Consider the following 26,092-nt stretch of genomic DNA (forward strand, 5'->3'; position numbering starts at 1 on the left):
CTATGATTCGGAACCCGGCTCGGGGGCAGCGGGTTGGGGAAATTCCCGTGGCTTAATGGAGGATTCCGGGGCGGGAGTGGGTGGCCGCTTCTTTTTAGGGCCATAGTAGACACCTTGTAGGGTCATGAACCCCATGAAAAGGAGGGCGGCGATGGCCATCACCCATATCCGGTCGAGTTTGGGGGTCCCGAACACCCAGCTGGGGTTGATCAGGCCGAGTACGAGAAACAGAATGGAAAACAGGATCAAGGCATGAATCGCGGCGATCGGTGGGGGCGACCCCACTTTGAGGCCGTAGCCGAAGTAACACCCCATGAAAATCACCGAACCGATGGCGAACATGAAAAACGGTTTGGGCGCCTTCATCCAGAACAGGAACCAGCCCGGTTTGATCACCCCCGCCACCAGCAAAATCAGGGATATAATCACCGCCGATTGAAATATCAGCAGACTGGTGCTGTGAATTTCTTGCATGGTTGTTTCTCCTCCAGGCAGATTATAGGTATAGGTATTTGGCGATCAAGGAGCCGATCCGGCAGATTAGGCATAAATGCCGATTAAATCAACCGCAACCGAGGGAAGAATCGAGTGATATTTTCTCCGACCGTTCGATCGCGGTAAGATGAAAACCGATTCCACACCTCGGAGGCAGTCATGAGCCGCTTGCAAGATCCCCGTGTTCCACCCACCGTTTTAGCCCCAGTGGCGTCCGAGATTGAAGATTATTTGCGCGGTCTGGCGGAACCGCGTACCGACGATCCGGTTCTCACCGAGATGGAAGCTCGGGCCAAGGCCCACGAGTTTCCTATCATCGGTCGTTTGGTGGGGGGATTTATCAAGCAGATGGCGGCGATGATCGGTGCCCGGCGGATATTCGAGTTCGGCAGCGGTTACGGTTATTCGGCCTGGTGGTTCGCCCACGCGATAGGACCCGGCGGAGAAGTGTATTGCACCGATGGCGCGGCGGCCAACCGCGATCTGGCCGAGGGCTACTTGCGCCGCGCCGGTTTGTGGGATCGAATCCACTTTCAGACGGGTCGGGCCCAAACCTTGTTCGAACGGGTACCGGGGGCGTTCGACATTTGCTATAACGATGTGGATAAAGGCGATTATCCGGAAGTTTGGCGGTTGGCGCGCGAGCGTATCCGGCCGGGCGGTCTTTATATTGCCGATAATACCCTGTGGTATGGACGGGTGGCGGTGGACGATTTCGTGGACGTGGTTCCCGGCTGGACCGAGGCGATTCGCGAACACAACCGCTTGATCTTCGAAGACCCGGACTTCGAAGCCTTCATCAACCCCATCCGCGACGGCGTTTTGGTGGCGCGGCGATTGCGCTGAGTCCGGCCAGAATGACTGGTTGTGCCGCGTTTTCGGGGGCCGCTTTTCAGGTTTTTTCCGGCGGAGAAAGTAACTCCCGCAATCTTGCGGCAAAGTCTCGTTTAAGCCTCCCCCGGTCGACCTGAACCCGGCCTGATCGTTTTGCCGCGACCCAAATGGCATCGGGAAAGGTGGCGTCTTCTTGCCAGCGTGGAATGACATGCCAATGAAGATGGGACACTTGGTTGCCCAGACTGGCGAGATTGACTTTGTCGGGCCGGGCCGTTTCCCTCAGCGCGGCCTCGGCGGCGAAAACCACCGCCATCAATTCTTGACGCTCGGATTCCGGCAGATCGGTCATTTCTTGTCGATGGGAATTGAGAATGACACGACAATAGCCGGGATAATCGTCGTCCTCGACCCAGAGAACGCGGCACAACGCGTTTCGCCACAAAATATCGGCGGATTCGGATTGGCACAAAGGGCAGGCGGTTGTAGGCATCGGCAGCTAGTTTCTCCATCTGCGGATCAATTGCTGCAAAGCCTTTCCCCGGTGGCTCAGGCGATTTTTCTCCTCCGCCGACAATTGCGCCGCGGTGCGGTCCAAGTCGGGGAGATAGAACACCGGGTCGTAGCCGAAGCCGCCTTGGCCCCGGGGCGATTCGGTGATGCGGCCTTCCCAAGCGCCCTCGACGATCAGCGGGCTGGGGTCGTAAGGGTGGCGTAGAAAGACCAGTACGCAGCGGAAGCGCGCGCCGCGCTCCTCGCCCTCGAAACCTTCCAAGGCCTGCAGCAGCTTGCTAGTGTTGGCCTGATCGTCGGCATCGCCGCCGGCGTAACGGGCCGAGTGAATGCCGGGCGCGCCGGCCAGTGCCTCTACCTCCAGACCGGAGTCGTCGGCCAGTGCCGGCAGTCCGGTATAACGGGCGGCGTTCCTGGCTTTGAGCAGCGCATTCTCCACGAAGGTGGGCGCCGTCTCCTCGATGGAGGCAACGGCGAAGGCATTCTGGGGGAGCACCCGAATGGCCCGGGAGGCCAGCATGGTTTGGATTTCTCGCGCCTTGCCCCGGTTGTCGCTGGCCAGAACGATGCGCTGGGACTCCGATACCGACGAGCTCATTCCACCCCTGCCAGGATCAGCGCTTGGCGTTGATGTTCCAGCAGTTCGCCGATGCCTTTATCGGCCAATGCCAGCATCGCCTGGAGTTCGTCCTTGCGGAAGGGATGGCCTTCGGCGGTTCCTTGAATTTCCACGTAAGCGTCGCCGTCATTCATGACCACGTTCATATCGGTTTCGGCCTCGCAGTCTTCCCGATAGTCGAGATCCAGCACTGGAACACCGCGATAGATGCCCACCGATACCGAGGCGATCTGACCGTGGAGGGGATTCTTTTTCAGCTTGCGTGTTTGGAGGAGTTTTTCCACCGCCAGCGACAATGCCACGAAACCGCCGGTGATGGCGGCGGTGCGGGTGCCGCCGTCGGCTTGCAGGACGTCGCAGTCGATAATGATCGATCGCTCTCCCAAGGCCCGGAGATCCATGGCCGCCCGGAGGGCGCGCCCGATCAGGCGTTGAATTTCCTGGGTGCGCCCGCCTTGCTTGCCCCGGGCGGCCTCGCGGTGGGTACGCTCGTGGGTGGCGCGCGGCAGCATGCCGTATTCGGCGGTGACCCATCCCTGCCCTTGGCCCCGCAGAAACGGCGGCACTCGCTCGTCTATGCTGGCGGTGCAGAGGACGCGGGTATCGCCGAATTCCACCAGTACCGAGCCTTCGGCGTGTTTGGTGTAATGGCAGGTGAATCGGATGGGACGCAATTCGTCCGGTTGTCGGCTGCTAGGTCGCATGAATGAATCCTTGAAACGATGAAAATATCGAGAGTATACCTTGGAATCATGGATTTCTCCTCCCGACATGGCCGAGGCAAGCAGTTCCCAACTCGAATTTTCAGAGACTGCTTGCAAAGTTGACCCGGCCCCCTTTTGAAATAAGCGGTTGTAAACAGCTTCTTAAAATTGTTTTTTCAAGGGCTCCCCGCTGACCAGGGCGGTTCCTGCCGCTTCCATCATTTGCCGGCCGATTTCCCATTCGATTTTGATGCGTCGCAGCAATGGGTCCCATCCCTCCATGCTTTCTTTCGGCTGCGGTTGCCTGGTAGTGGTCAGTTGCCGATAACAGGCCAGGGCTTGGTCGGCGGTGCGGGTCAAGGAAAAATGTTCGGCGGTTTCTCTCGCCATCTCGATGAGTTGTTGCCGTCTAGGAGGGGGGACGAAAAAAATCCACTCCAGGGCCGCGGAGAATTCGGCGGTGTCTTCGTGAAGCACCAAACGCCCGTTCTGTCGATCCCTCACCACCTCGCGGCTGCCGGGGGCGTCCAAGGCCACGATCGGCACCCCGGCGGCCATCGCCTCCACCAGGACCAGGCCCTGGGTTTCGCTTTGGGAGGCGAAGGCGAATACGTCCATGGCGTGATAGGCATCGATCAATTCTTGTTCCACCAAAACCCCCAGGCAATGAAAGCGATCGAGGAGTCTCCGGAAACGGCAGCGGCTTCGGATTTCCTCCTCGCCCGGCCCGCGCCCGGCGACTAGAAAATGGGCGCGGGGGTGGCGGGTCAGAAAGTCGGCCACCGCCTCGGTCAGAAAGCCCAGATTTTTCTCCGGCGCCAGTCGGCCCACGTGGCCGATGACGAAATCCTCCTCCGGAATGTTCAGGCGTTTGCGGAGCGTGGCCCGATCCCCCCGGGCGAAATGTTCGATTCGAATGCCGGTGGGAACGATTTCGATGGGGCGTTTGACGCCGCGCTGTTGGAGTAATTCGGCGATGCTCTCGCTGGGGGCGAACACCAGATCGCATTGATTGGCGTAGCGGGTGGCCAGTTCGATCACGAAACGTCTCAGGGCGGGCGAATTCATCGGCACATAGTGGGTATAGAACTCATACCGGGTGTGATGGGTGAACACCAGCGGCAGATCGCGGGTGCGGGCTTCCCGCAGGGCGGTCATGCCCAGCAAATAGGGATGGTGGGCGTGGATCAGGTCGGGACGGAATGCCTCCAGGGCGTCGTCCAGATCGCTGAATACCGGTAGGACCGCGGCAAAGTCGCTGCCGTTGAAATTTTGGATCGCCGGCACTCGCACCACATCCGTTTCCTCTCCGGGAGACCCGGAAAATTCCGGCGCCACCACCAGGACCCTATGCCCCTGGCGCCGGTACTCCTCGGTAAACGAAGCGACCGAACGGGCGACACCCCCCACGTGAGGCAGGTACGTATTGGTCATCATCACGATGTTCATAGCACCACCTCTCGTTGGCCCGGTTCGACCGCGCAGGGTTCGTAGCCGGGTAGATGAACGATGATCGGCGGCTGCCGGCGGTGCCAGCGGCCTTCCCAAGAAACGCGGATGCGACCGCCCGCGATTTCTTCCACGCAGACCCGAACCGCTCCGAAGGCGGTCGGCGAAGGGCCGAAGCGTGCCGGCCGGCCCGGTTCCAGCCAGGAACGGGAAACGCCGTCGGCGAGAATCAACTGATGCCCTTCCTCGCGCACGAAGCAGCTGCGGATCATCAGCAGCCATTCCGCCGCCGCCCATACGTGTTGACCGTCCCCCATGCAACCCCCCAAGGTGCGGGGATGAATGGCCTCGGGCCACTGCCCGGTGGGGGAAGCCAGGACGGCGATCGTTTTGATCAAATCCAGATAGCGCGTATCCCCCGCCCGCAGCAATACTTGCGCCACATGGAGGGTCAAATAGGGGTTGATGCCGGAGTGGATCATATCCTGAAAGAAACCGCCCTTGACGAAGCAGCTGTCGAGCAAAAATTCCACCGTATCCAGCAAGCGGGGGTCGCGGGGGGAATACAGTTGCAAGGGATAACCGGCGGCCAGGGAACCGATGGCGCCGGCGTCCAGCCGCCGCGACGGTGCGGCCGGCATGGCGGGACGACCGAGGCGGGCGGCGGCGAGGCCGAGGCTGCGGTCGATCGCGCTATGGAAACGCTCGGTTTCGGCGGCGAAGGTTCGGGCCAGCTCGGGGTCGAAATGCTCGATCAATCGGGCCGCGTTCTCGAGGCCGGCGACGCTCCAAAAATCGTCCCAATAGTAGTAATCGTTGGGACCCAGGTGTTCGGCGCTGAATCCGGCCGGCATCAGGCCGGCGTGGGGTGAACCATCTTCCGCTAACCGTTTACGGAGGATCCAGCGGCCGCCGCGGCGTATCGCCCTTTCCCATTCCGGTTTGGGCGGGCGGCCGGTCAATTCGCAGAAACGGCCGAAAATCCACAGCGCCTCGCCGTTGGCGTCCCATTCTCCTTCTTGGGAGTGGAAGTAACCTTGGTGGTCCTGGCGCTCCGGGAAGCGGTCGAGGATGCTTTCCGCGCGTTCGGTCAGTCCGGTGCAGAGCAGTCCGTGGAGGATGAAGGCGGCGTCCCGGAACCAGAAGCGGCGATAGGTGTAAGGGCCCGGATACACATCCCCGGGTGAGTGCAGGATCAAACTGGTCAGCGCGGTGTCGTAAAGCGCCCGGATCGTTTCATCCGTGACTTCGAGCCGGCAGGACTGACGTCTTTCCCGCTCCCAGGCGCTTGCGTTCAAGCCGGTGGAGGCGGATGAGGGCAGCGCAATTCGGGCTTGGATGCGACGGTTTCGGTTCGGTTCCAGGCGGAATAAAGCGGCGGCGGTGGCCATGCCCACATTGCAGCTCACCGCCGTTTGCTCCTCCCGATCCAGCAAGGTCAAGGCGACGTCGCCGGCGTGATAGTCGGAAGTCGCGTGACGCTCGGCCGGCGTATCGAAATCGATGGCGGTGGTATCGTCCACCCGCCAGCCGCGCCGGTCGGAGGTCAGTTCGATTTTATGGATGAAGCTGATCCCTTCCGGATTGTAGGGGCGCAAGGCCAATACCGCCCAGGCGGGCTGAGAGGCGAGCGCGTTCAGTTCCAGGCAGAGGATGGGGCGGCCGTTTTCCAGCACGACGCGGGTGCGGGTTTGCAGGGCGAGATCCTTCTCCCAGGTGTCTGTTAGGATGGCGGGGACGGGTTCTTGAACCAGCGTCTGCCGGCAATCGCGGCTTCGCGACGGTAAAAGCCGGTCGCCGGTGTCGGTGACGATCCAGCTGTCCACCGACCAGCCGTCGTACAAAGGCGTCACCAGACCGCGCGGGTCGACGAGGGGGTATTCGCCGTAGTCGGGCCAGCCGAGGGCGGTCCAATTGCGATGGGTGAGATTGATGTGGCTGATGGAGAAAGCGCGGGGGATGAAGGATTCGTCGCCGGGGTCGAATTGACGCTCGATCCAATAGGGCCAGATCCAATCCAGATTGTGCTGAATCACCCGGCTGTTGATCAGGCCGCGGGCGTGGAACACCATGCCCGCCCGCAACAGTTCGATGGGTTCGCCCACTTCCGACGGCTTGGCGAAGCGGCGCAGTTTGGCCACGAGCGCCAAGGGATCGATGAAGCCGTGAGTGCGGGCCAAATAGCGGATGATGAATCGCCACGGAAACCACTTCACCCACATCGCCATCGGTTTCCATCTCCGGCGATCCAAACGGCGGCAATCAAGGGTTCGAGGAAGGCGGTTCCCGGCGGGAAAGCGTTGCCTTGCATAGTCTGTTGCCCGAAGTCGGTCGCGAGTCAAAATCGAAGCCGGGCCCGAGCATCGAGATGTCCGACCCGCTTTCCAATTGCAACGATTATCCGTGTTTTGCGTCTAATTTGTCCACAATCCTACTTTTCTTGCATATTGCAATTCAATGAACGTTACCGCATTATCGATTGCCGACTGTAGTATTCGGCGCAGACCGATGAAAACAATTCTGACAAAAATCGGTCGGGCGATTCGGCGTCGCTTATCGCTCAAGGTTTTGATCGGCGGACGGGTCGGAGCCGTGGCCTGGGGCTTGTCGAGCGCCGGTGCGGTGGCGGTCCTGATTTGGGGCATCAAGACGGTCGCCATCCCCATGTTGATGCTCAAGACCGCCTCTTGGGGCCTTTGGGGGGCGGGCGTGCTGCGCCAGTTCCAGCTGCGCAAGGCGGCCTTGAATCAAGCCGATCGCGAAGCTAACGGGGATCGGAATACTTGATCCGAGTTGGCAAGGCTTCCCGAAGGGTCATTTCCATCACTTGGTCTCGCCAGATAATCTCGCCCACGTCCCGCCAGGGTTGGGATAGATTCCAGCGGCGCAGCTCCGGCTCCCAGTCCGCCGGCATTCGAATCGGCTTGGCTTTGAGGCGGAAGCGGGCATCGTCAAGATCGAATCCCAGGCGAAGGCCGTAAAAGGCGGTTACTTTCTCCAGGAATTTTTCCAGCCGGCGTTTGTCGAGCTTGGGGGTGACGGCGATATTGGCCCACATGGAATGAACCCGCCCCCAGTTGGGTGAGATCAGGCGCCCTTCCCGGTTGACGAACGGCAGCCAGTGCTCTTTCCCGTCCCGGTCCAAGTAGGTGATCGCGAAGATCTGCTCGTATCCCTTGAAGTGGTCGTCCAGATACAGGGCGTGGGGGGTGATGCCCAGGAAGGCGTGAGATACCGACACCAGCATATTGCTCAACGGCCCCAAGGGGCCGAGTCGGTCGGCAAGGCCGAAGCGGTAGAGCAGGCCGTAATGAAGGGTGCTGTTGAGCTGAAGGAGCAGCAGCACCACCAGCATCCTGGACAAGCGGAACGCCTGCCGGCGAGAGGACCCCAGCCAGGCTTCCCAATTATTGCGGAGCGGGGATTCCTTCCCCGATGCGGGAAGACAGGCGGCATCGCAGATCAGCCGCTGGCGGCTGTCGGCGATGCGCCGATAGATATGCGCCGCCAGGGAATAGATGCCCGGCAGGCGCAGCACCCAGGCCAGAGGGCGAAGGTAGCCCATCGCTTTCAGAATCGCCAGATAGGTGTCTATTCCCCGGTAGCGCCGACCTTCCGGGTCGACGGCGTATAAATCCGCCAGGAGTTCGGATGGGTCGATATCCGCCAGGACTGGTTCTTGGGCGGCGTGGGTTTGGAGATCGCGAAACACCACGCAGCGGCGCAGGTCGAAGTGTTCCACCGCCAGTACCGTCCGCCAGCACAGGGGGCATTGACCGTCGTAGAAGACGGTCAGGCGTGGTTCGGCCGAGCGCCAACTCTCCCCGATCCGGCGCCACCAGCCGAACGGCACCAGCAGCGCGTAGTGAATCAGCATCCCCAGACCGAAGGGATAAATGTTGAAGGACAGGGTAATGCCGCCGTGAAACAAGGTCCCCAGAATTAAAAACGGAACCCGGAAACGGCGATGCCAGAATAAGAAGGGGAACAGGAACTGAAAGCCGATGATGGTATAGGTGATGGCGCGCTGGAGCCATTCCAGTTCCAGCAGCCAGCGCATGCTGAGCGGAGAGACGTAATACGGATGGGAGGAGGGAAGCCACGCGCCCATGCCGTTGCGCCAGTGTTCGGCGAACAGTTTATGGATGGCCGAATCGAAATACAGCAGTCCCAGGGAAATGAGCAGCGGCAGATAATAGGCCAGGATCGGGACCGTCCGGGGAGGCTCGAAGCGCTGTCCCAAGGTCGAGGTTTGAAGCTTCAGACGCAGATTGTCCAGGGACAGGGCCCGCCAGGACGGCAGAAAGACGAGCAGCAGCCCCGAGGAGATCATCAGTTGATCGAAACCGCCGTCGAAGTCCCGCCACATGGGGGTGAAACTGGTAAACAGCACCCAAAACAGGTAATTGACCGCCGCGCACAGCCGCGTTCTCAACCCCAGGGTCAAGCCCAGCGCCGCGGTTCCCCAAAGCAAGAGAAAGAGGGAAATCAGGGGCGGACCCGGATCGAGATACGGCGTTTCGTCGAAAATCAGGTGGCGGAAGAAATAAAGAAAGGCGATTTCCTGCAGTGCCACCAAGCCGTAGCCGATCCGGAAGATTCCCAAGCCGGTGGCAGGGACTCGGCGGCGGAGGCCTTTTTCCAACCAGTCGGTCAAGGTAGCGAGCGGTGAATAACTCATGATTTCCCGTCCCGGTGGATGGCGATCACTTCCAGTTCCACGTCTCCCGCCGGTCGGCGCCAGGTGACCAGGTCGCCGACGCGGGCGTCGAAAAGGGCTCGGGCGAGGGGGGATACCCAGCTGATGCAGCCGCGCGTTGCATCGGCCTCGTCTTCGCCCACGATGTGGTAGATATGGCGCTTATCCGCGTCGTCCAGCACTTCTACCCAGGCGCCGAAGTGGACTCGGTCCGAAGGTTGGGCGCTGGAATCCACCACCACCGCTGATTCGAGGCGTTTTTCCAGATAGCGGATCTCGCGTTGAACGACCGGCAGTTCCTGGCGGGCGCTCAAGTCGTCGCGGCGGTTCAATTCCGATTGATGCTTCAAATGTTGCGCCAGCCGCGCTTGCAATTGCTTGAAGCCGTCGGGAGTCACGTAATTGGTGTGGGAGCTGATCGGTTTGTCGGGCAGTTCCTCGACCGCTTCGGCGTTATCTTCTTTGACGAAGGCACGACTCATAATGGGTTGACCTCTAAGAATAATGGAGACGATAAATTCCGGAGGAGCCACCGACCTACAGACATTGCCGGCAGATCCGGTCGAATTGACAACGACCCGAACGCGGTATTAGATCGGCAAGGATATTCCGTTTTTCGGGAGAAGGGCTCCGAGGGGGCACGACTCGATCTGTGTTAACCATAAAAATTCTGCTAATTATATCATTAGGCTTAGGGTTTTCTGATTTCAGGTGGGGTGGTTGGAGAGACCATGAAAGCAGCGGCCGGATTGTCGGCGATCTTCGGATTGATCGCCGTCGTAACGGGAATAAAGTTCTTGCTGGCGAATGACCGGTCGTTCCTCGTCGGGGTATTTTTTGCCCTTGCCCTGATGTCGATCTTGGTCATTCTCTGGCGTGGCTGGCGGCGGCAGCGTGAAAAGAAGCGTTCTAACGCGGCGCGCACTCTGGTGGGCCGGCGGGCGGAAGTCCGCCAAAGAATCCCGGTGGGTAGACGTGGCGACGTCCTGATCGACGGGGTTTTGTGGTTGGCGATCGCGGCCGGGAAGGACAAGGCGTTGCAGCGAGGCGATCGGGTGCGGGTGAGCCGAGTAAAAGGTGCGTTGTTGGTGGTCGAGCCGTTGGCAGGGGAAGCTGAAAAATCGCCGGCGCCCCCTAAAGAGCGCCGGCAATCCGGCTGCTGAAATTTAGGCGGTTTTGACGGTAATTTTCTTGGGCTGCACTTCGGCTTTTTTGGGGATCGTGATGATCAACACGCCTTGTTCGTAATTGGCCTGGATTTTATCCGCATCGACGGAGTCGGGAAGGGCGAAGCGGCGGAAGAAGCCGCCGTAAACCCGTTCGACGCGCTTATAGTCTTCCTGTTCCTCCTTGGCTTCGGTTTCCCGGTGGCCCTTGATGGTCAGAATGCTGTTCTCCAGCGTGATTTCGATATCGTCCGGCTTGACGCCCGGGAGATCCGCATGGACCACGTATTGATTGGCTTTTTCCTTGATATCCACCGCAGGCGCCCATTCGGCGGCGGCGGGCATTTCCTCTCCTCCGCGTACCATGTCGCTGCGCATGCTTTCGAATGACCGCTCCAGCTCTCGTTGCAGTTGATTCAGAAAAGTCCAAGGTTCATAGCGAGTGATTTGAGCCATAACGTTTGCCTCCATAACCAATCGTTTCATTACAACTGGAATATGGAGGCGCGGGGAGAAATTTCAATGCTCAATCGCTACGATGGGGGCTGAGGAGCTCTATTTTGTAGCCGTCCGGGTCTTCCACGAAAGCCAGGACGGTATTGCCGTGCTTCATCGGGCCCGGTTCCCGGACGACTTTTCCCCCGTGGGCGCGGATTTTTTCCGCGGCCGCGTAAACATCGTCCACTTCAATGGCGATGTGCCCGAAGCCGTCGCCTAGATCGTAGTTGGATGTATCCCAATTGTGGGTCAGTTCCAGGACGGTCTTTTCCCCTTCGTTGCCATAACCGACGAAAGCCAGGGTAAAGCGACCTTCCGGATAGTCGCGCTGGCGCAACAGCTTCATTCCCAGGACTTCGGTATAGAAATGCAGGGATCGATCCAGGTCGCCGACCCGGAGCATGGTATGCAGGATACGCATCGTTCACCTCCCGAGCATTGGTTTCCGGTTCGCTCTTTCGTTCCGACTGACAGAATTCTAGGGACTATTGACATTTTGATAAACCCAGCGTTTATGGAGAGCCGGGGAGAGCGTTCCGGGACCGTTCGCAGCAGGGATGCTGCGATTCGAGCGTACAGGGAGGTATTCACAGTGTGTCCCGGAACGCTCTCCCCGGCTTCTGCTGCAGATGTCAACAGAGCCTAGTCTTGAGATTGTTCCGGTTCAGGCGCCGGATGGGCACTCTCGATGAGTTTTCCCATGCACTGCATGATGTACTGGGTGACACCCAATGCCGCCGCGCTGGCTTTTTGCTCGGAACCGAACACGTCTTTGTATTTTTTGATCGTATCCAGCGCCTCGTCCGTCGTGCGGGTGGATTCGAAGGCGGCGTAGGCTTCCCAGTAAGGCTTGCGCGCCGGCGTGCCGCGGAAGCCGGGTAAGGTCTGGGCAATCTCGCTGGTGACGCATTCGGCCACTTCGTTGGGATCGAGATTGTAATCTTTCAAATCCGGGTCCGTGGCCAGGCGCGCGGCCAGTTTTTCCTGAAATTCATTGCGCTCCTTACTGGCACAGCCGCCCAGCAAAACGGCGGTGAGGGTGAGGATCAATAAGTTTTTCATAATGGTCGCTTTGATCGATTGATAGTAAAGCCGGATATTATCATCTAGCCGGCAATCGGGTGTACAGGGGCTTTTTCCATGGCTTGGCTGAGGCGACCGAAATCTTCCAGCGAAAGCGTCTCCGCCCGGGCGCGAGGATCGATCCCGCAGGCGTCGATGGTTTCCACCGGCAGCAAGGATTTCAAGGAATTACGCAAGGTTTTGCGGCGTTGCCCGAAGGCGGCCGTCACCACCTGTTTAAAACAGCTAAGATCGCCCACTTCCACCGGCGGAACCTCGTGGGGAGTCAGCCGGATCACCGCCGAAGTCACCTTGGGGGAAGGCTGAAAGCTCTCCGGTCCGACCGTGAAAAGCTTTTCCATGCGGCAATGGTATTGGGCCATGACGCTGAGGCGCCCGTATTGCTTGTTGCCGGGAAGGGCGGCCAGGCGCTCGACCACCTCTTTCTGCAGCATGAACACCATTTCGGTGATCGCAGCCTTCTGTTCGAACAGGTGAAACAGTAGCGGTGTGGAGATATTGTAGGGCAGGTTACCCACCACCTTCAGGCGCTTTCCCGGGGCGGCCAGTTGCCTGAAGTCGAAAGCCAGGGCGTCGGCGGCATGGACGTGGAAATGCTGGTCTTCGAATTTCTCCTCTAGCCGTTCAATCAGGTCTCGATCGATTTCGATCGCGTCCAGGCGGCGGCAATGGGGCAGCAGATACCGGGTCAGGGCCCCCTTGCCGGGGCCGATTTCCACAATGTGATCGTCCGGGCGCGGCGCGACAGCGGCTAGAATGCGAGTGAGGACCCGGCCGTCCCGGAGGAAGTTCTGGCCGAAGCGTTTTTTGGGTCTATGCATGTCGGCTGAGATCGATGGCGGTGGCGACTGCTTCCTGGAGACTGCCGGCGTCGATCCGGCCGGTGCCGGCCAACTCCAGGGCGGTGCCGTGATCCACCGAGGTGCGGACGATCGGCAGGCCCAGGGTAATGTTCACCGCGTGGCCGAAGCCGGCGTATTTGAGCACCGGCAAGCCCTGATCGTGATACATGGCCAGGAAGGCGTCGCTTTGCTTCAGTTGGGGGGGAAGGAAGGCGGTATCGGCGGGCAAGGGGCCGGTCAGGCGCATCCCTTGGATGGATAGTTCTTTGATCACCGGCTGGATGATGTCGAGCTCTTCCCGGCCCAAATGCCCGCCTTCGCCGGCATGGGGGTTGAGACCCAGGACGGTGATCCGGGGGCGGCCGATCCCGAAACGGGCTTGCAGATCGTGGTGGAGGATTTCAAGGACGCTTCGAAGACGCTCGGGCGTGATGGCTTGCGGCACTTCCCGCAAGGGGAGATGGGTGGTGGCCAGGGCGACTCGGAGTGTCCCGGCAGTCAGCATCATGACCGGATGGCCGCCGGTCAACTCGGCGATGAATTCGGTATGCCCGCTGAAGGAAATGCCGGCGTCGTTGATGACCCCCTTGTGGACCGGCGCGGTGACCATCGCGTCGAAGCGGTCCTCCAGGCACCCTTGCGCGGCGGCTTCGATCAAAGCCAATACGTGACGGGCATTGGCCGGGTTCAACCGGCCGGCGGTGACCGGGGCGGCCACGGGATACGGCTGGACCCAGAGGTGGCCGGGGCGATGGGGGTCGGTGGCCCGACCCGAGTGGAATTCCAACCGCAGGCCGAGCCGCTCGGCCCGATTTTCGAGTGTCTCGGGGTCGCCCAATACGGTCAAATAACAGGGCAGCGCCCGGCGGCCGAGTATTAGGCACAGATCCGGCCCGATGCCGGCGGGTTCGCCGGCCGTCAATGCCAGATGGGGTAATGGGTTATTCATCCAGGTTGACTTCCACATAAGCTTCGGCGCGCAATTTGCGCAGCCACAATTCGGTTTCTTCCTCGACTTTCCGCTGGGTGAGAATTTGGCGGGCGCGTTTTTTGCGGTATTCGAGCGTATCGTCGCGGGTCTTGCGTTCCAGAACCTGAATCAGGTGCCAGCCGAACGGTGTCTGGACGGGGTCCGAGAGTTCGCCTTCCTCGAGCTCGTTCATGGCGGCCGCGAACGGCGGCACCACCGCATCGGGTGTGATCCACCCCAACTCCCCGCCCTTGGCGGCGGAGCCCGTGTCCTCGGAATAGGCCTGGGCGAGGGCGGAGAAATTCTCCCCCTTTCGGATACGCTCTGCGAGCAGCTTCAAACGTCGCCGCGCCTCTTCGTCGTCGATGATTTCATTGGTCTTGACGAGGATATGGCGCACGTGGCTTTCCGTCACCATGTGCGTGGTGTCGGTGCCTTTCGCGTCGATCAACTTGATGATGTGGAAACCGCTGGGGCTGCGGATCGGTCCCCGAATGTCGCCTTTTTCCATGTCGGGGACGATGTCGGCGAAAAGGGTGGGAATCGCCTCCCGCTTGCGCCAGCCCAAATCGCCGCCCTTCAGGGCTTGGGCGCCATCGGACATGCCGATGGCGGTTTGATGAAAGTCCAAACCCTGTTCGAGCTCGGCGACGATTTGTTGGGCCTTTTGCTGGGCTTGTTGGATTTTTTCCGGGGAAGCGGCGGCGGGGGTGGCGATGAGGATGTGGCCGAGGTGGTATTCTCCGCCCTTGGAGGAGGCGGTTTGACCTTCGGTTTCCAAAAAATGCGCGACTTCCCTGTCGCTGACCTGGATTTGGGCGTTTACCTGGCTGGCGCGCAGGCGGTTGAGCATGAGTTCCGTGCGCAGATCGTCTACGAACTGGGCGTAATTCATGCCCTCGTTTTCGATTGCGCGGCGGAAACTGTCCAGATCCATTTGGTTGCGCCGAGCCAGGTCGAGTAAGGCCTGGCGCAAGGTTTCATCGTCTATTTGAATCCCCTGGCGCTGAGCCAACTGTAATTGCAGGCGGTGCAGGATCATCCGTTCGAGCACTTGCCGGCGCAGCACCTGATCCGGGGGCAACCGGGAGCCGCTGGCGCCGATTTGCCGTTTGATCGCCCCCACTTGGCGCATCAGCTCGCTTGCCAAAATCACGTCTTCCTCGGCTACCGCCACGATACGATCCAAAAGTTGGGGGGCGGCGGGAAGGGGTGAAGGGGTAAAGATACCCAGACAGAAAAGCCAGGCCCGAAAGGGGATGAAATAGAAAAGCCGATTACATTTCATATCGTTGTTGCTTGATCCATTCGATCAGTCGTCGAGGCGATAGCCGCGTACATTCCTTTCCAAGAACTCGTCGACCCGGGTGCCCAAGCTGACCAGCCCCTTGAGCTCCAGTTGGGCGAACACCGCGGTGTCCTCGTTGCGGTTCACGTCGCGGATGAAGCGCCGGCCGATCAGGCGCAGGCGCCAACAGCACGACTCCACTTCCACCCCGAGGAAGCTTTCCAGGGTGATCGCGTCGCGGAGCGAATATTGCCAGCGCCCCACCGCATGCAATCCTTGGTACAGCAGCCAGCGGAAGGAACCGTCCAGAATCTCCAGCTGATCGCGTCGGAAGCGGTAGCCGAAGTTGACGATGTAATCGTCGGTGTTTTTGTATTGCACCAGGGTTTCCCCTCGATCCAGGCGGTTTTCATAAGGGTCCCACTGCGCTGCGGAAAACCACGAGAAGGTATCCGTCGGCAACAGGTTCACTTCGGCGACGATGTTGGAGCCGCTGTCCGTTTCCGGTTCCTGCCCGGGGAAGGTCACGCGCCGGTCCTGGAAATAGTAGATCTGACCCAGACTGGCGCGCAAACGTTCCCGGCCGCTGTCGGATTCCAGCAGGCGCGAAGTGACGGCGACGGAAAGCTGATTGGCGTCGTTCAGGCGGTCGTGGCCGCTGAAACGGTTCTCGCGGAAGAGTTGATTGAAATTGAAGTCGAACACGGCGGTGTCGAACACCGGGATGTCGTCTTGATTGTCGTGTGGAATATAGAGATAAAAGAGTCGCGGCTCCAGGGTCTGCAAGTAGTCCGGTCCCCAGGCTTTTTCCAGGAAAAGGCCCCCGTCCACCGAGGCTACCGGCAGGATGCGGGAAATCTGATCGTTCTGGCCGGGAGATTGGCCCTGCAGCCAATATTGGGTGTAATCGAGGCCGATTTTGGGAACCAGGAAGGTGGCGGCGGTACGCCAGGGAATGCCGATGGTCGGACGCAAGTGCAGGCGTTGGCCGTCGACCCGTTCGTCCTGCTGAAAGTAGGAGAACTCGCTTTCCCAGCGCCCCACCGCCCAGGATGTCAGGCGCAGGTCCTTGGTCAACAGAAGTTGCGGTAGGCGCCGGTAGGGTTTGGCTTCATCCGGAATGTTGGGGTCGATGGTTTGCCAGTTTTCCAGTCGGCTCAGGAAATACCAGCCATTCCGGCGGTATTCCGCCCGTGCCTCGCTGCGGATTTGACGGTTGCTGGAGAGGGAGAGATTGTCCCCCAATTCGTTGATGTAATGGTTGTCGGAGACGTAGCGCAGATCGGCGAAGCTGGTCCAGTAGGGATTGAATCGCGTCTGGTTGAAGATGGCGACTTCCCCGCGGGTTTTTTTGCGTTGCTTATCGTAGGGCAAGAGTTCGCCGGCGAAAAAACCTCGGGTGTTGGGGGTTAGATAACGGAATTCCAGCCCGGCCATGAATCCCCGCTGCGATAGGACGCGCGGGGTGAAGGTCAGGTCGTAGTTGGGCGCCAGATTGAAGTAATAGGGGAGGGAAAAATCGATTCCGCTGGTATCCGAACGGCCGAAAGACGGGGGTAAAAAGCCGGTGATGCGGCGGTCGTCGATCGGATAACCGAAAAAGGGTGAATATAAGAACGGCACGTGCATGAATTCGAGCCACACGTGATGACCGGCGGCCTTGCCGGTATCCCGATTGATGCGCAGGTCCTTGGCGTGCAGGACCCAATCCTCGGAGCCGATCGGGCACGTGGTATAGGCGACTTCGTGGTGGCGCGACAAGGCTTCGCTCTCGAAGCGGCTGCGGGCGGTGGTGCCGCGGGCCGGGGTGTTGCCAAGCACGAAATGGGTCCGGTCGAGCTTGGCCTTGTCGTGCTGCACATCCAGCCAGGCGCTGTCGCTGGCGAATACATAGCCGGCTTCTTCGTAAATCACGTTGCCCCAGGCGTTGAGGATCTGGGGATCGCGATCGTAGGACAAGGCGTCGGACCAAAGTCGCTGCGGACCCCGTTCCGCTTTGACGTTGCCGGAGAAATACAATAGACCTTCGCCTAAGGATTGACTGAAATCGGCCTCCAAATCCATAGGCAGACCGCGCCGGCTCGGGGCGGCTGCGAGTCCCGGCAGCGTGGCGTTGCGTCCCTGGCAATACGCCGGCCAGGGATCTTCCGGGAGGATTTGGGTGAGGCGCCAAAACATTTGTTCGTCCAGGGAGGAGAAGGTCGGGGACAATTCGTACCAGCCGCGCTGGCGACTCGCCACCAGCCGGGGTTTGCCCCCGGGGTCGGTGCCGATCAGTTTGCACCGCCAGTCGTCGCTTTCCGGATCGGATTCGCAGGTCCAGCCTTCCGAATCCGCTTGGCTCACTGCCGGCGGTGCCTGGGGCATTGCGGGCACTTGGCCGACGCGGATTTCAGGACCCGAGGCGGGTTCCGGCGCTGAAACGGCGGCGGTCTCGGATGGCGAAGGCGCTTCCCGAGGCAGGGGTTCGCTCACGGCGGGTTCGGTCGGTTGGGGCTTTTCCCCCTTGGTTACGCAGATCCATTCATCGCCCGAGAGACGGCAGTCCCACTCGGATACATTTGCGCCGGCGCCAATCTGAGGCAGAATGATCAGACAGGCCAGCAAAGCCAGCGGCAGGGTAAATCTCCCCGTAAGTTGGGACGGCATCGTGGAATGATCGGTTTGGTCTTATTAGAGTTGCTGGAGACGGTTAGACGGTAGCGAAAAATGAAGTCGGCATTTTAACATGGAGAAAAGCAGGGTGAGACCGGGGAATCGCGAGGCGGCGAGACGGGAAAACGGGGATGAGCGGACCCGAGAACTTCTGACCTGGATTCAGAGTGACTTGGAATTGGAGGTGAAATCTTGGGAACCGGTGGCGGGCGATGCCAGCGCACGCCGCTATTTTCGGGTACTGACGCCGGATCGGTCGTGGATCGTCATGGACGCGCCTTCGGACCGAACCCTCCCTCATTTCGTGGCGGTGGCGGCGCTGTTGCGGGATGCCGGGATACGGGTGCCGCAGATCCATGCCCGGCGGATCGACGAGGGTTTTTTGCTCCTGGAGGATTTCGGCGATACCACCTATTTTCGGGCGCTGGATCGAGATCGAGTGGAGAAGTTGTACGGCGATGCCCTGACCGCCCTGTTTCGTCTTCAGACTCGCATCGACCCTGGCGATTGCGATCTCCCCCCCTATGACGACAGCTTGCTTCGGCGCGAATTGGAAATTTTTCGCGACTGGTTGTTGACGCGCTGGTTAAAGGTCAGCGTGCCTGAGGCAATCTGGCATTCCACCGTCGAAGGGCTGGTGGCCAGCGCCTTGGAGCAACCCCGGGTCTGCGTCCACCGGGACTATCACAGCCGCAATCTCATGGTGCTCCCCGGGCATGGTCCCGGTGTGCTGGATTTCCAGGATGCGGTGGTAGGGCCGGTGACCTACGATGTGGTATCCCTTCTGCGGGACTGCTATCTGGCCTGGCCCGGCCCGCAAGTGGCGCGTTGGCGGGAGAACTACCGCCAGCGACTGGCGACCGCCGGGATCGATATTTCACCGCCGCAGTGGCGTCGCTGGTTCGATCGCATGGGCGCCCAGCGCCATCTCAAGGCGGCCGGCATATTTGCCCGTTTGTGGTTGCGCGACGGGCGGCCCGGCTATCTCAAGGAAATTCCCCGAACCCTCGACTATATCGTCGACGTGGGGCGCGAAGATAAAGAATTGCAGGCCTTGGGCGACTATTTGAACCGGGAGATACTGCCCCGAGTCGGGCAAAGGATAAGCCCATGAAAGCGATGATTCTGGCCGCCGGCCGCGGCGAGCGACTGCGGCCCTTGACCGATACGACTCCCAAACCGCTTCTCGAAGCGGGGGGCAGACCCCTGATCGTGCGCATGATCGAGCAGTTGGTCGCGGCCGGGATGACGGATCTGGTGATCAACCTGGGATACCGGGGCCGTCAGATTCAGGAAACCTTGGGAGGAGGCGATGCCTGGGGGGCGCGCATCGTCTATTCCCGTGAACCCGAAGCCGCGCTCGACACGGGGGGCGGTATCTTCAAAGCGCTTCCCCATTTGAGCGATCCCTGCCTGGTGGTGAACGGCGATGTGGCCACGGATTTTCCTTTCGCCGAACTGCCTCGGAATCCGCGCGGTCTGGCGCATTTGGTGCTGGTGCCCAATCCGCCGCATCATCCCGGCGGCGATTTCGCCCTGCGGGAAGGACGCGTGCTTCCCTCGGGTGTTTCCGAACCGACCTATACCTTTAGCGGAATCGGGATTTACAGCCACGCGCTTTTTTGCCATTGTCGACCGGGGCGTTTTGCCCTGGCGCCTTTGCTTCGTCGGGGGATTGCGGAAGGAAGCGTGAGTGGGCAATTGTATCGCGGATTTTGGAGCGATATCGGGACGCCGGAAAGATTGAAGGCATGGGATCGTGAATTAAAACGACGAGGAGGAGAACCATGAGCCAACCGATTGAAGAAACCGAGACCCGGCAGGTCGAGGCACTTAAAAAGTGGGCGACGATCGGCTATGCCCTACAGGCGGTGTCGTTTATTGTCGGGATCAGTTATATCGCCGCGCTGATCGTCGCCTACCTCAAGCTCCCCGAGGCGCGCGGCACTTGGCTGGAGTCCCATTATCTCTGGCAGATCCGGACTTTTTGGTACAGCCTGCTGTGGGGTGTCCTGGGGGGCATCTCCCTGATGTGGCTGGCGGGCTATATGATCCTGATCGCGGATATGATCTGGATGGTGTATCGGATCGTGGTGGGGTGGGTACGCTTGAGCGAGAATAAATCGGCGTATATTCAATCGCCGCCGGTCGGGGGGAGTTAATTCTGCCGGAATCGGTGGATGCGCTGCGCTTAAGAGGTTAAGCGCAGCGCATCCACCAAAACTGAACGCCTAGTCGATCCGGGCCTCCAGCTGATAAATGTTGGGGATCTGCTCCGGCGCGCTGATGCAGACGTCCAAATCCTTGAGCAGACCATCTTTGATGTCGTAAATCCAGCCGTGTACGGCCAGCGTCTGATTCCGTCGCCAAGCATTCTGGACGATGCTGGTGTGACACACGTTGGCGACTTGCTGGATCACGTTCAATTCGCACAGTCGGTCGGCTCTCCGCTCCTCGGGTTCGTCTTCCAGAAGTTGGAGGTTATGGTGATAGGTATCCTTGATGAAGCGCAGCCAGTTGTCGATCAATCCGTGGGAGCCGCATTGCATCGCCGCGAGCACCCCGCCGCAACCGTAGTGGCCGCAAACGATCACGTGCTTGACCTTGAGGACTTCCACCGCGTACTGGAGGACCGACAGCAGATTCATATCGCTGTGAATTACCAGATTGGCCACGTTGCGGTGCACGAACAACTCTCCCGGCAGCAGACCCACCACCTCGTTGGCCGGAATTCGGCTGTCGGAACACCCGATCCACAGGTACTCGGGCGATTGTCCCCGGGATAATCGCTGGAAGAATCCGGGATTTTCCTTCTCGATGGTTTTCACCCAGCGGCGGTTATTGTCGAACAAATGTTGCAGTAAACGCATGGATCGTCTCCTCAGGTCCGATTATCGAATGGCGGCTTTCGGTACATTGGATGCTACGCCGGTTACCGGCGGGGTATGGGGAGGAAGGCTTCCCTCGATGGGAAGGCCGATCAAGGTCAAGTGAATATTCTTGAACTTGGCCTCGCTTTTGAAGTTATCGAGGATCTCCAATACATCGTGGTCGATGTAGCGGGCGTTGGAGCCGTCGATGATGACTTTCTTGTACGGAGGAATGCGGTTCAATTCCTTGAGCAGGTTGGCCTTGTTCAAAAATGTGACCTGCTCGGCAAGGGTGATCTGGACGCGGTGATCGGCTTCCTCCTCGTGACGGTAGTAATCGATTTTGAAGTTTTCCAGGAGCAGGAAGAAAATCGCAGTCGCCATGCCGATGCCGACCCCGATCAGCAAATCGGTGAACACCAGGCCGGCGATGGTCACCATGAAAGGAATGAACTGATACCAGCCGTCCCGATACATGCGCGTGAACAATTGGGGCTTGGCCAGTTTGTAGCCCACCAGCAGCAGGATCGCCGCCAGGCTGGCCAGAGGAATCCTATTCAACAGGAAGGGAAAGAAAAAAGCGCTGACCAACAGAAAGGTACCGTGGACCATCGTCGCCATTTTGGTTCTGCCCCCGGCTTGAATATTGGCCGAGCTTCGCACGATCACCTGGGTAATGGGGAGGCCGCCGATCAGGCCGGATGCCATATTGCCGGCACCCTGGGCGATGAGTTCGAGATTGGTGGGGGTGACGCGTTTATGGGGGTCGAGCTTGTCCACCGCCTCCACCGAAAGCAGGGTCTCCAGGCTCGCCACCACGGCCACGATGACGCCCAGGGTAAAGATATGCGGATCGGTCACGGAGGTCAGGTCGGGGAAAGTAAAAAATTGCGGCAACTGACTCAAATCGTCCAGAACCGGCAGGGATACCAAATGTTCGCTGCGCACCGCCAGTTCAGGTGCGTACTGGTTGAAGGCCCAATTGACCACCGCCCCGGCGATCACCGCCATCAGGGGTCCGGGGAGCCACTGAAAAAGCTTTTGCCGTTTGAAGAACGGCATCTCCCAGGCGATCAAAATTGCCAAGCAAATGGCGCCGATCAGGGTGGCGCCCAGGTGGAATGCACCCAGCATGTCCACCAAGGCAGACAAGGTGGTCTCGCCGCCGGGTTCCACGAAAGCAGTATCTCCTTCCCAATCGGTGTCGTAACCCACCAGGTGGGGAATTTGCTTGAGGGCGATGATGATTCCGATGCCCGACAGCATGCCGGTGATGACCGAGGAGGGAAAGTAATAACCGATGATGCCGGCGCGGAGAAAGCCGAGGGCAATTTGCAACATGCCGCCCAGGACCACGGCCGTCAAGAAAGCTTCGAATCCTATCTGTCCGACCGCCTCGAAGACGATCACCGCCAACCCCGCCGCGGGACCCGAGACCCCCAGCGGCGAACGGCTGAGCAAGGGGATGATCAGGCCGCCGATGATACCGGCGATGATGCCGGAAGACAGGGGCGCGCCCGAGGCCAGGGCGATTCCCAGGCAAAGCGGCACCGCCACCAGAAAAACCACCAATCCGGCGGGAAGGTCGTAACGCAAATTACGCCAAATTTTTAAATCGTCGTTGCGTTGCTGTGCTGGCATCGCTTTCCTCCTTACGTTGTGGCCATACCGGCTATCTCCAATTTTGCTTAGAATAACCGCTTCGATGCATTAAAATAATTCGAAATTTCCAGCTAACCTTTCTATTTTTACGAAGTATCGTGTCGATACCATTCAATTACAAGCATTTGTACTATTTTTGGGCGACCGCTCACGAGGGAAGCCTGACCGCCGCCGCCCAGCGTCTGCATCTCACCCCGCAGACCATCTGCGGTCAGCTTCAAGCCTTGGAGGAACGCCTCAACGCCGAATTGTTTCGGCGCCAAGGAAGGAATCTGGTGTTGACCGAAATGGGAAAGACCGTCTGGCGTTACGCCGATGAAATTTTTTCCCTGGGGCGGGAATTGGCCGAGGAAGTCCATCGGCAAACGGTGGCGCATCAACAGCACTTCGTCGTCGGCTTGACCGAATTCTTGCCCAAACTCATTGCTTATCAATTATTACGGCCGGTTTACACTTTATCGGAGGAACTGAGAATCCATTGTCATGAGGATCGGCTGGAGAAGCTGTTGGGTGATTTGGCCGCTCATAAATTGGATTTGGTGTTGAGTGACCGGTCTTTGCCGGAGGATGCGCCGGTGAGGGCCTGTGATCGCTTATTGGGCAAGAGCGGGGTGAGTTTTTTCTCCGCTCCGGAGTTGGCCGATGTGTATGCCCGGGATTTCCCCCCCGGTTTGGACGGCGCGCCCATGTTGATGATGGCGCCCGATACCCCGCTGCGGGGACATCTCCAGCAATGGTTCGAGGAGCTGGGCGTGCAGCCCCGGGTGGTGGGGGAGTTCGACGACAGCGCGTTGCTCAAAGTTTTCGGTCAGGCCGGCGTGGGTATTTTCTGTGCTCCCACGATCTTGGAAAAGGAGATCGTCGCTCAATATCAGGTTAAGGTGATCGGCCGCACTGACCAAGTGAGGGTGCATTTTTATGCCATTTATCACGAACGGCGCTCGGATCATCCGGCGGTGTTGGCCATTTGCCGAGAGCAGCTGGAAGGCGAGCTGCGTTTTTAGGAGGCTTGATAGGCGAATAATTCACCGAGCGCCGGATTGATTATTGACCTCCGGATTGCCGCATGCTGCCGTGAAGATGATTCAGGGGTGTTCTTCGGCCTCTTCGCCGATCTGCCATAATTCTTCAGAAACTTCAATGATCTTGCCCGTGGCCGCGTCGACTTCGACCTTGGTTTCACGCCCCGATTCGTCGGCGATGTCGATCTCATAGGACGCATCGCCATTGGACTCGATCTCGTATTCGATCTCCCGGACGGTGCCGGGATAGCGTTTCAATGCGGTTTTTTTGGCCGTTTCCAGATCGACTTTCATTTTGGACCGGAAGCGGGGGTCGTTTTCCGATTCGACTTCACTTTCGGTTTCGAAGATTTTACCGGTGGCGGCATCGCACATGAACTCCCATTCATTGCCTGCGTCATCCCATAATTCGATTTCATAAGTGGGTTTGCCTTCGAAGTCGAGGCGTTCCACCTTCACGAACTTGCCTGATTTTTCTTTTTTCACCGCATCGAGACAACGATCCAAGGGGTCTTTTTCTGCCATGACGGCAGATGAAGCAAGCCCCAATACCCCGGCGATCGATATTGCTACGACCTTGTTCATGACATACACCTCCCAAAACGGTTGAAAATTCAGGCGATCATTTCCGGTCGCACCGCGCTGCCTACGTAAATAGTCTGTCGACCATGATGCGATAGTGAATAAACATCGACTATTTGTCAAACACATCGTGCAAATAAGCCAAGCGAGTCAGTTCCGCCAGGGTATCCACCTCCAGTTTGCGTTTTATTTGGGTGATATAGTTAGCCACGGTTTTGTTGCTGATGTGCAGTTTCTCGGCGATCTTATGGGTGGTGAGCCCGCGCGCGGCCAGGCAAAAAATCTCAAATTCACGATTGGAAAGGCAGCCCAGCAGGGTTTCTCCGGATGCGCCGCTGGCGTATTGCGCCACCAGTTGCTGAGCAATGGCGTCCACGACGTAACTTTGGCCTCGGGCGATTTTCAAAATCGCCTCGGGCAGGATTTCCGGATCGGCGTTTTTGGGAATATAGCCCTTGGCGCCTGCTTCCAGTGCGCGTTTGGCGTAAAGCGTTTCCTGGTGCATGGTGAAGATCAATATCTTGGCGTCGGGGTCCCGCGCCAGCAGGCGGCGAATCACCGCAAGCCCCCCGGCCCCCGGAATGGATAGATCCAGCACCATGACATCCGGCCGGTGCTTGAAATAGGCGTGATAGGCGTCGTGGCTGTCCCCGGCTTCGGCCACGATTTGGATTTCCGGGAATTGATCCAGCAGGAAACGGTACCCGGCCCGGACCACCGCGTGATCATCCACGAGCATGACGCGAATGGGCATTGGCATTTTCTTCCTCTTCTTCCTCGAATGGTAACCATACACACATCGTGAATCCCTGACCGGGTTCGGTGCGAATCTCGAATCGGCCCCCCAAGCTTTCCACCCGCTCCCGCATTCCCCGCAAGCCGCAACCTTGGGATGAATCGATCTTCGTGCCGCGGCCGTCATCTATGACTTTAATTCTCAGCCAGCGCCTACGGGGAACGTCGCTGGTTTGCCGGGTCAGGTTCACCCGAATTTCTTTGGCGTGGGCGTGCTTGAAGGCGTTGGTGAGGGATTCCTGGACAATCCGATAGACATGAATCTGGCTGTCCCGCGGAAAACGATCCACGATTTGGTCGCAGTTCAGATGGATCCGAGTGTCGGCCTGCTTTTCCCGCCAACCGGAAACCAAGGTGTCGATGGCCGCGGATAGGCCGAGATCGTCCAGCATCAGGGGGCGCAGTTTCTGGATCATCAGGCGAATGATGTCGAATAAATGATCCACGTTCGCGGTGATATTTTTTGCCGCATGAACGACCGGCTCGCGGTCGCTGCCTTTTTGGATCGATCGCGCCATTACCTTGATGGCGCTGAGGACCTGTCCCAATTCGTCGTGCAGTTCGCGGGCCAGCAGGCGCCGCTCTTCCTCTTCCACTTTCAGCAATTGGCGGGTTAGATTGCGGTTGTCGCTGCGGGTTTGTTCCAGCACGTCGACATAGTGGTTGAACGCCGCCGCGATCCGGTTGAAATCGGGGTCGGAAAAGCTGGGTAGGCGGCAATGGTAGTTTCCCTGCTCCAATGCCTGCAGTCCCTGCAGAATGGCGTCCACCGGCCGGAAGGCACGCCCCAGGACGATGGTCACGGCGATGAAGAATCCCAGCACCAGTAGGGCGAATAACCCTAAAAACACCCGCGTTTCGTGCCAGGCCTCGAGAAATTCGTCGCGGGGGTCGGCGACCAAAGTCACCCGCAGCCGACCGCCTTCGCGGATGGGGATCAACTGTTCGATCCGCAGAGGAGGCGGCTGGATCAGTTTGATAAACCAGCGGGGGATTTCGGGGTTGCCGTATTCGGGCGCGGGAGGTTCGGGGGCGAGAACCCGGTCGCGGGTCACATGAAGGCGGACGTGACGGAGTTGGTTCAGGCTCGCCAGCATCGCGATCCAGGGTTGCACCATGGACTCCGACAGCGGTCCTTGAAGGTAGGTGGCTTCCACGGTTCGGCGGGCCATTTCCATCGCTGAAACCGTTTCCTCGGCCACCGACTGGCGCACTCGGTGAATCACCAGAAAACTGCCGAGCGCCACGATGCCGATCAAAATGGCGGCAATGATCAGGTTGAGACGGGTTTTCAGACTGAAGTGTCGGAGCATCCCCTTATTTTCGGATAAATGGCGCCTCGAAAG

27 protein-coding genes are annotated in these 26,092 nt (G+C 59.3%); 7 read left to right on the forward strand and 20 right to left on the reverse strand.

Going from position 1 to position 26,092, the window contains the following annotated elements; translation table 11 throughout:
- Complete coding sequence (locus tag H035_RS0102850; RefSeq protein WP_022947497.1) at nucleotides 1-474, reverse strand: hypothetical protein; 474 nt, start codon at nucleotides 472-474, stop codon at nucleotides 1-3.
- Between the two features lie 180 nt (nucleotides 475-654).
- On the opposite strand from H035_RS0102850, the gene H035_RS0102855 reads away from it, so the two are divergent.
- Entirely contained in the window at nucleotides 655-1,341 is a 687-nt protein-coding gene (locus H035_RS0102855) for an O-methyltransferase (RefSeq protein ID WP_022947498.1), read from the forward strand.
- Between the two features lie 46 nt (nucleotides 1,342-1,387).
- On the opposite strand, the gene H035_RS0102860 is transcribed toward H035_RS0102855, so the two are convergent.
- The 5 genes from H035_RS0102860 to H035_RS0102880 form a co-directional block, all read right to left on the reverse strand.
- The gene (locus H035_RS0102860; RefSeq protein ID WP_022947499.1) at nucleotides 1,388-1,822 is read right to left on the reverse strand and encodes an HIT family protein; all 435 of its coding nucleotides are present in this window, start codon (nucleotides 1,820-1,822) and stop codon (nucleotides 1,388-1,390) included.
- Between the two features lie 6 nt (nucleotides 1,823-1,828).
- Nucleotides 1,829-2,440: an RdgB/HAM1 family non-canonical purine NTP pyrophosphatase gene (gene rdgB / locus H035_RS0102865; protein ID WP_022947500.1), complete on the reverse strand. Its 612-nt coding sequence runs from the start codon at nucleotides 2,438-2,440 to the stop codon at nucleotides 1,829-1,831.
- Complete coding sequence (gene rph / locus H035_RS0102870; RefSeq protein ID WP_026596205.1) at nucleotides 2,437-3,165, reverse strand: ribonuclease PH; 729 nt, start codon at nucleotides 3,163-3,165, stop codon at nucleotides 2,437-2,439. Before rph ends, rdgB begins: the two co-directional genes overlap by 4 nt.
- A 162-nt stretch (nucleotides 3,166-3,327) precedes the next feature.
- Nucleotides 3,328-4,614 carry a glycosyltransferase gene (locus tag H035_RS0102875; protein ID WP_022947502.1) on the reverse strand — a complete coding sequence of 429 codons (1,287 nt, stop codon included), beginning with the start codon at nucleotides 4,612-4,614 and terminating at the stop codon, nucleotides 3,328-3,330.
- Nucleotides 4,611-6,842 carry a glycoside hydrolase family 15 protein gene (locus H035_RS0102880; protein ID WP_200861523.1) on the reverse strand — a complete coding sequence of 744 codons (2,232 nt, stop codon included), beginning with the start codon at nucleotides 6,840-6,842 and terminating at the stop codon, nucleotides 4,611-4,613. The genes H035_RS0102875 and H035_RS0102880 overlap by 4 nt, the downstream gene beginning before the upstream one ends.
- A gap of 280 nt (nucleotides 6,843-7,122) precedes the next feature.
- Here H035_RS0102880 and H035_RS0102885 point away from each other — a divergent pair, with 280 nt between their 5' ends.
- On the forward strand, nucleotides 7,123-7,401 hold the full coding sequence (locus H035_RS0102885; protein ID WP_022947504.1) for a hypothetical protein: 279 nt from the start codon (nucleotides 7,123-7,125) through the stop codon (nucleotides 7,399-7,401).
- On the opposite strand, the gene H035_RS0102890 is transcribed toward H035_RS0102885, so the two are convergent.
- Together H035_RS0102890 and H035_RS0102895 are read right to left on the reverse strand one after the other, a co-directional pair.
- Nucleotides 7,379-9,295, reverse strand: coding sequence for a DCC1-like thiol-disulfide oxidoreductase family protein (locus tag H035_RS0102890; RefSeq protein ID WP_022947505.1), 1,917 nt, complete (start codon nucleotides 9,293-9,295; stop codon nucleotides 7,379-7,381). The genes H035_RS0102885 and H035_RS0102890 overlap by 23 nt on opposite strands.
- Nucleotides 9,292-9,795, reverse strand: coding sequence for a GreA/GreB family elongation factor (locus tag H035_RS0102895; RefSeq protein ID WP_022947506.1), 504 nt, complete (start codon nucleotides 9,793-9,795; stop codon nucleotides 9,292-9,294). The genes H035_RS0102890 and H035_RS0102895 overlap by 4 nt, the downstream gene beginning before the upstream one ends.
- 249 nt (nucleotides 9,796-10,044) lie before the next feature.
- Here H035_RS0102895 and H035_RS0102900 point away from each other — a divergent pair, with 249 nt between their 5' ends.
- Nucleotides 10,045-10,476: an NfeD family protein gene (locus H035_RS0102900; protein ID WP_022947507.1), complete on the forward strand. Its 432-nt coding sequence runs from the start codon at nucleotides 10,045-10,047 to the stop codon at nucleotides 10,474-10,476.
- A 3-nt stretch (nucleotides 10,477-10,479) separates the two neighbouring features.
- Here H035_RS0102900 and H035_RS0102905 read toward each other — a convergent pair whose 3' ends face one another.
- The 7 genes from H035_RS0102905 to H035_RS17935 all read right to left on the reverse strand — a co-directional run bounded on the left by H035_RS0102905 (nucleotide 10,480) and on the right by H035_RS17935 (nucleotide 17,809).
- Nucleotides 10,480-10,935: an Hsp20/alpha crystallin family protein gene (locus H035_RS0102905; RefSeq protein WP_022947508.1), complete on the reverse strand. Its 456-nt coding sequence runs from the start codon at nucleotides 10,933-10,935 to the stop codon at nucleotides 10,480-10,482.
- 70 nt (nucleotides 10,936-11,005) lie between these two features.
- The gene (gene gloA / locus H035_RS0102910; RefSeq protein ID WP_022947509.1) at nucleotides 11,006-11,398 is read right to left on the reverse strand and encodes a lactoylglutathione lyase; all 393 of its coding nucleotides are present in this window, start codon (nucleotides 11,396-11,398) and stop codon (nucleotides 11,006-11,008) included.
- Nucleotides 11,399-11,619: 221 nt separating this feature from the next.
- Nucleotides 11,620-12,039, reverse strand: coding sequence for a putative periplasmic lipoprotein (locus H035_RS0102915; RefSeq protein ID WP_022947510.1), 420 nt, complete (start codon nucleotides 12,037-12,039; stop codon nucleotides 11,620-11,622).
- 44 nt (nucleotides 12,040-12,083) lie between these two features.
- Nucleotides 12,084-12,881 (reverse strand): 16S rRNA (adenine(1518)-N(6)/adenine(1519)-N(6))-dimethyltransferase RsmA, encoded by a 798-nt coding sequence (gene rsmA / locus H035_RS0102920; protein ID WP_022947511.1) that lies wholly within the window; start codon nucleotides 12,879-12,881, stop codon nucleotides 12,084-12,086.
- Nucleotides 12,874-13,851: a 4-hydroxythreonine-4-phosphate dehydrogenase PdxA gene (pdxA, locus tag H035_RS0102925; protein WP_022947512.1), complete on the reverse strand. Its 978-nt coding sequence runs from the start codon at nucleotides 13,849-13,851 to the stop codon at nucleotides 12,874-12,876. Before pdxA ends, rsmA begins: the two co-directional genes overlap by 8 nt.
- Nucleotides 13,844-15,160, reverse strand: a complete 1,317-nt coding sequence (locus tag H035_RS0102930; protein WP_022947513.1) for a peptidylprolyl isomerase — start codon at nucleotides 15,158-15,160, stop codon at nucleotides 13,844-13,846. The genes pdxA and H035_RS0102930 overlap by 8 nt, the downstream gene beginning before the upstream one ends.
- 24 nt (nucleotides 15,161-15,184) lie before the next feature.
- Nucleotides 15,185-17,809: an LPS-assembly protein LptD gene (locus H035_RS17935; RefSeq protein WP_084684815.1), complete on the reverse strand. Its 2,625-nt coding sequence runs from the start codon at nucleotides 17,807-17,809 to the stop codon at nucleotides 15,185-15,187.
- A 94-nt stretch (nucleotides 17,810-17,903) separates the two neighbouring features.
- Here H035_RS17935 and H035_RS17940 point away from each other — a divergent pair, with 94 nt between their 5' ends.
- Genes H035_RS17940 through H035_RS0102950 form a run of 3 tightly spaced genes read left to right on the forward strand, consistent with a single transcriptional unit; the run spans nucleotide 17,904 to nucleotide 19,977 of the window.
- Complete coding sequence (locus H035_RS17940; RefSeq protein ID WP_051149812.1) at nucleotides 17,904-18,929, forward strand: aminoglycoside phosphotransferase family protein; 1,026 nt, start codon at nucleotides 17,904-17,906, stop codon at nucleotides 18,927-18,929.
- A complete protein-coding gene (murU, locus tag H035_RS0102945; RefSeq protein ID WP_022947516.1) occupies nucleotides 18,926-19,606 on the forward strand; it encodes an N-acetylmuramate alpha-1-phosphate uridylyltransferase MurU in 681 nt (226 codons plus the stop codon). The genes H035_RS17940 and murU overlap by 4 nt, the downstream gene beginning before the upstream one ends.
- Nucleotides 19,603-19,977 (forward strand): DUF4870 family protein, encoded by a 375-nt coding sequence (locus H035_RS0102950; RefSeq protein WP_022947517.1) that lies wholly within the window; start codon nucleotides 19,603-19,605, stop codon nucleotides 19,975-19,977. Before murU ends, H035_RS0102950 begins: the two co-directional genes overlap by 4 nt.
- Nucleotides 19,978-20,046: 69 nt before the next feature.
- On the opposite strand, the gene can is transcribed toward H035_RS0102950, so the two are convergent.
- On the reverse strand, nucleotides 20,047-20,685 hold the full coding sequence (gene can, locus H035_RS0102955; RefSeq protein WP_026596209.1) for a carbonate dehydratase: 639 nt from the start codon (nucleotides 20,683-20,685) through the stop codon (nucleotides 20,047-20,049).
- 21 nt (nucleotides 20,686-20,706) lie between these two features.
- Nucleotides 20,707-22,326, reverse strand: coding sequence for a SulP family inorganic anion transporter (locus tag H035_RS17945; RefSeq protein ID WP_051149729.1), 1,620 nt, complete (start codon nucleotides 22,324-22,326; stop codon nucleotides 20,707-20,709).
- A 119-nt stretch (nucleotides 22,327-22,445) separates the two neighbouring features.
- On the opposite strand from H035_RS17945, the gene nhaR reads away from it, so the two are divergent.
- Nucleotides 22,446-23,351, forward strand: a complete 906-nt coding sequence (gene nhaR, locus H035_RS0102965; RefSeq protein ID WP_022947518.1) for a transcriptional activator NhaR — start codon at nucleotides 22,446-22,448, stop codon at nucleotides 23,349-23,351.
- An 81-nt stretch (nucleotides 23,352-23,432) separates the two neighbouring features.
- Here the strand turns inward: nhaR and H035_RS0102970 are convergent, their stop codons facing one another.
- The 3 genes from H035_RS0102970 to H035_RS17950 all read right to left on the reverse strand — a co-directional run bounded on the left by H035_RS0102970 (nucleotide 23,433) and on the right by H035_RS17950 (nucleotide 26,059).
- The gene (locus H035_RS0102970; RefSeq protein WP_022947519.1) at nucleotides 23,433-23,954 is read right to left on the reverse strand and encodes a PepSY domain-containing protein; all 522 of its coding nucleotides are present in this window, start codon (nucleotides 23,952-23,954) and stop codon (nucleotides 23,433-23,435) included.
- Nucleotides 23,955-24,063: 109 nt separating this feature from the next.
- Nucleotides 24,064-24,705: a response regulator gene (locus H035_RS0102975; protein WP_022947520.1), complete on the reverse strand. Its 642-nt coding sequence runs from the start codon at nucleotides 24,703-24,705 to the stop codon at nucleotides 24,064-24,066.
- Nucleotides 24,677-26,059, reverse strand: coding sequence for a HAMP domain-containing sensor histidine kinase (locus H035_RS17950; protein ID WP_022947521.1), 1,383 nt, complete (start codon nucleotides 26,057-26,059; stop codon nucleotides 24,677-24,679). The genes H035_RS0102975 and H035_RS17950 overlap by 29 nt, the downstream gene beginning before the upstream one ends.
- Between the last annotated feature and the right edge of the window lie 33 nt (nucleotides 26,060-26,092).

Source organism: Methylohalobius crimeensis 10Ki (assembly GCF_000421465.1).
Lineage (GTDB): Bacteria > Pseudomonadota > Gammaproteobacteria > Methylococcales > Methylothermaceae > Methylohalobius > Methylohalobius crimeensis.

Bases quoted from the DNA above. Each gene is read 5' to 3' on its own strand.
- H035_RS0102880 (WP_200861523.1), bottom strand. From the start codon at position 6,842: ATGGCGATGTGGGTGAAGTGGTTTCCGTGGCGATTCATCATCCGCTAT.
- H035_RS0102860 (WP_022947499.1), bottom strand. From the start codon at position 1,822: ATGCCTACAACCGCCTGCCCTTTGTGCCAATCCGAATCCGCCGATATT.
- H035_RS0102930 (WP_022947513.1), bottom strand. From the start codon at position 15,160: ATGAAATGTAATCGGCTTTTCTATTTCATCCCCTTTCGGGCCTGGCTT.
- murU (WP_022947516.1), top strand. From the start codon at position 18,926: ATGAAAGCGATGATTCTGGCCGCCGGCCGCGGCGAGCGACTGCGGCCC.
- rdgB (WP_022947500.1), bottom strand. From the start codon at position 2,440: ATGAGCTCGTCGGTATCGGAGTCCCAGCGCATCGTTCTGGCCAGCGAC.
- H035_RS0102970 (WP_022947519.1), bottom strand. From the start codon at position 23,954: ATGAACAAGGTCGTAGCAATATCGATCGCCGGGGTATTGGGGCTTGCT.
- rph (WP_026596205.1), bottom strand. From the start codon at position 3,165: ATGCGACCTAGCAGCCGACAACCGGACGAATTGCGTCCCATCCGATTC.
- H035_RS0102875 (WP_022947502.1), bottom strand. From the start codon at position 4,614: ATGAACATCGTGATGATGACCAATACGTACCTGCCTCACGTGGGGGGT.
- H035_RS0102850 (WP_022947497.1), bottom strand. From the start codon at position 474: ATGCAAGAAATTCACAGCACCAGTCTGCTGATATTTCAATCGGCGGTG.
- H035_RS17950 (WP_022947521.1), bottom strand. From the start codon at position 26,059: ATGCTCCGACACTTCAGTCTGAAAACCCGTCTCAACCTGATCATTGCC.
- gloA (WP_022947509.1), bottom strand. From the start codon at position 11,398: ATGCGTATCCTGCATACCATGCTCCGGGTCGGCGACCTGGATCGATCC.
- H035_RS17945 (WP_051149729.1), bottom strand. From the start codon at position 22,326: ATGCCAGCACAGCAACGCAACGACGATTTAAAAATTTGGCGTAATTTG.
- H035_RS0102915 (WP_022947510.1), bottom strand. From the start codon at position 12,039: ATGAAAAACTTATTGATCCTCACCCTCACCGCCGTTTTGCTGGGCGGC.
- H035_RS0102900 (WP_022947507.1), top strand. From the start codon at position 10,045: ATGAAAGCAGCGGCCGGATTGTCGGCGATCTTCGGATTGATCGCCGTC.
- pdxA (WP_022947512.1), bottom strand. From the start codon at position 13,851: ATGAATAACCCATTACCCCATCTGGCATTGACGGCCGGCGAACCCGCC.
- H035_RS17935 (WP_084684815.1), bottom strand. From the start codon at position 17,809: ATGCCGTCCCAACTTACGGGGAGATTTACCCTGCCGCTGGCTTTGCTG.
- H035_RS0102905 (WP_022947508.1), bottom strand. From the start codon at position 10,935: ATGGCTCAAATCACTCGCTATGAACCTTGGACTTTTCTGAATCAACTG.
- H035_RS0102890 (WP_022947505.1), bottom strand. From the start codon at position 9,295: ATGAGTTATTCACCGCTCGCTACCTTGACCGACTGGTTGGAAAAAGGC.
- can (WP_026596209.1), bottom strand. From the start codon at position 20,685: ATGCGTTTACTGCAACATTTGTTCGACAATAACCGCCGCTGGGTGAAA.
- H035_RS0102950 (WP_022947517.1), top strand. From the start codon at position 19,603: ATGAGCCAACCGATTGAAGAAACCGAGACCCGGCAGGTCGAGGCACTT.
- H035_RS0102895 (WP_022947506.1), bottom strand. From the start codon at position 9,795: ATGAGTCGTGCCTTCGTCAAAGAAGATAACGCCGAAGCGGTCGAGGAA.
- rsmA (WP_022947511.1), bottom strand. From the start codon at position 12,881: ATGCATAGACCCAAAAAACGCTTCGGCCAGAACTTCCTCCGGGACGGC.
- H035_RS0102885 (WP_022947504.1), top strand. From the start codon at position 7,123: ATGAAAACAATTCTGACAAAAATCGGTCGGGCGATTCGGCGTCGCTTA.
- H035_RS0102975 (WP_022947520.1), bottom strand. From the start codon at position 24,705: ATGCCCATTCGCGTCATGCTCGTGGATGATCACGCGGTGGTCCGGGCC.
- H035_RS0102855 (WP_022947498.1), top strand. From the start codon at position 655: ATGAGCCGCTTGCAAGATCCCCGTGTTCCACCCACCGTTTTAGCCCCA.